Annotated in this window: 2 protein-coding genes; both read right to left on the minus strand. The window is 49.9% G+C overall.

All coding sequences use genetic code 11. The features are described from left to right. Nucleotides 1–564: 564 nt before the first annotated feature. Entirely contained in the window at nucleotides 565–1,017 is a 453-nt protein-coding gene (locus ACHUEV_RS17820) for a DUF3617 domain-containing protein (RefSeq protein ID WP_394182283.1), read from the minus strand. Nucleotides 1,018–1,388: 371 nt separating this feature from the next. Beyond that, nucleotides 1,389–2,092: hypothetical protein (locus ACHUEV_RS17825; protein ID WP_394182285.1), on the minus strand; the 704-nt coding region annotated here is incomplete at its 5' end.

The following is a 2,092-nucleotide window of genomic DNA, read 5'->3' on the forward strand; positions in this document are numbered from 1 at the left end:
TTGCTACCGTCAGCGCTTTTGGTGACACTTCTGCTTTGCACTCCGGGTGACATTTCTACTTGGTTGCAACACTAATTTAGACTCAGAACATTGTCGGAATCCTTAAGAATTAAAGGGACTCCTTCCCCTTTAATATCAACGACATAGGAATTCGCCTAGTTTTAACGAACTAAACACCTCATGGGTGCAAACCTGACACTACAGCGTCTGCTTGCAAATCTAGCGCCTAAGTGGCAATGCAGGACGGACACGTCAAAGTGTGGTGAACAATCGCGCTGGTGTGCTTAGCGCTGCAACTCGGCTCATCAACACCAACAACTAGAGTGGGATCCTGTTGTCGCGAACCAAAAGTAGTTGTTTGGCACCTACCCTACTCCTCGGGCCATGCGTCAGGTTTGACGTCCGGCCCGTTGGCGCCATTGATCCCCCCAAACCAATGCTGCGATGCTACCCGTCAGAGCGGGCTTTCGACACTACCGCAAAATGAGATGAAGCTAAGTTCACACTTTACTACGGTATTTCGCAGTTGACATTTCTGCACGGAACGCCACAATTTTTGAATCGTCAGCAGTCGCCAATCCGTTCGGCAAATGCTTGCCCCTCGTATGGGAACTCTTGACCTTGCAGAACTAAACTGCCGGACATGTCACCTGAATACGATGTACGGGCGTATTCGTAACTCATTCGTCCAATTGATTGGAGCTGAAAACCTGCTTTGCTTGTCTGGCAGGCAATATCCAAAGAGATACTACCGGGAAGTTGTGACATGTTCGAAACACTGCAATCATTGTCGGGACCACCAGTCATGTCACGAATTATCTCCGATAGGCTTTTCTGCGAGTCAGCTTCTGCAAGACATTTGGTTGTCGTACGAAAATCCGCAATCCGAAGACCGGGCACATTGAAGCTGTCCTCGAAACGCCATTGACCTGGCTCCACTTCAAAATTGTGCTCTTGCGCGTACAATTGTGTCGCGCCGAGCGCGCAGCTGGCAAGAAGGCATAGAAGTCGTATCATGTGTCAGCTTTCCAGTTTTTGAGTTAGTTTTTGATCAAAGGCAGGGCCTGCGACAGCGAAACGGGTAAATTCTGACCCAGCGTGGGCACTCACCTTTGTACTTACCCATTGTAGAAAACAAGGGATGTTGGCAGCTCCGAAAAACTGACACCGATCCCGCTAAGAAATGACCGCAGATCGTTGTCGGTGTGAACCGTTTGCGATGGATCAAAATACACGTTGAGAAAGATAAAATCCGATGACAAGTAGCGCGAAGCTTCCTCAATAAACGCGTTGCCGGTCAGACAGCGGCGGCATGAGGTGCCTGTTGAGGTCAGTGTCAGTACGATGGGGCGATCATCATCAAGTCGTCGAAGCGATGCCGGCACATCCTAGTGTGCAACTTCTGCGACCACAATGTCGCCACGCGGCGACGCCCATTGCTCTGTCCAAATGTCAATTGCGCGTCTGAGTGCTTCTGCCTGATCGGGTGCGTTTGCGGAAACCATCCGAACGGGCTGTTCGTCCGCAAACAATGCTACCATCGGTACAGCGATCAACGGTAAGTTGATTTCCTCATGAAAGGCGACAAGTGCCTGTCCCTCGGTAGTATCAAAAAGTCGTCTCCAAGGGTTAAAGGTTACAGTGTAAAACTGATAGGTTTCCTCTAAGTCCTTAGCGGTTTGGGTAAACCGCGCGTTAGCTTCCATGCAGAAAGTGCAAGAGCCATCGTCAGAGGTGTAAAGGATGGCAATTGGAAGCGTATCCGCCGTTTCTAATACTCTTGTCTGAATATTTTCAAGCGAGAGCTCCTCAACCGCCTGCCCATAGCTTTTTGACGGTGTGCCACACGCAATGAACCCGAAAAGTAAGACGTAAATGGTAGTCAACCCGGCCCTTAAGTTTCGATAACTCAATCTCTCTCGCAAAGTCGGAATCCCATCTTCTGCCGCACAGTGAGCATCGACGCTTTCTGGAGGTTGCGCAAGTTCTGTTCGTTCAACGAAAAACACTGATTTGCCGACTTTCATGCAAACTGCCGCAGCAGGGAAAGTGGTTCCAAAGCAGCCTTTGCGGTGGTGCGGCACCCAATCTA

Source organism: Yoonia maritima (assembly GCF_043641945.1).
In the GTDB taxonomy this organism is placed as follows: domain Bacteria; phylum Pseudomonadota; class Alphaproteobacteria; order Rhodobacterales; family Rhodobacteraceae; genus Yoonia; species Yoonia maritima_B.

Coding starts and splice junctions, on each gene's coding strand:
- ACHUEV_RS17820 (WP_394182283.1), bottom strand. CDS start 1,017: ATGATACGACTTCTATGCCTTCTTGCCAGCTGCGCGCTCGGCGCGACA.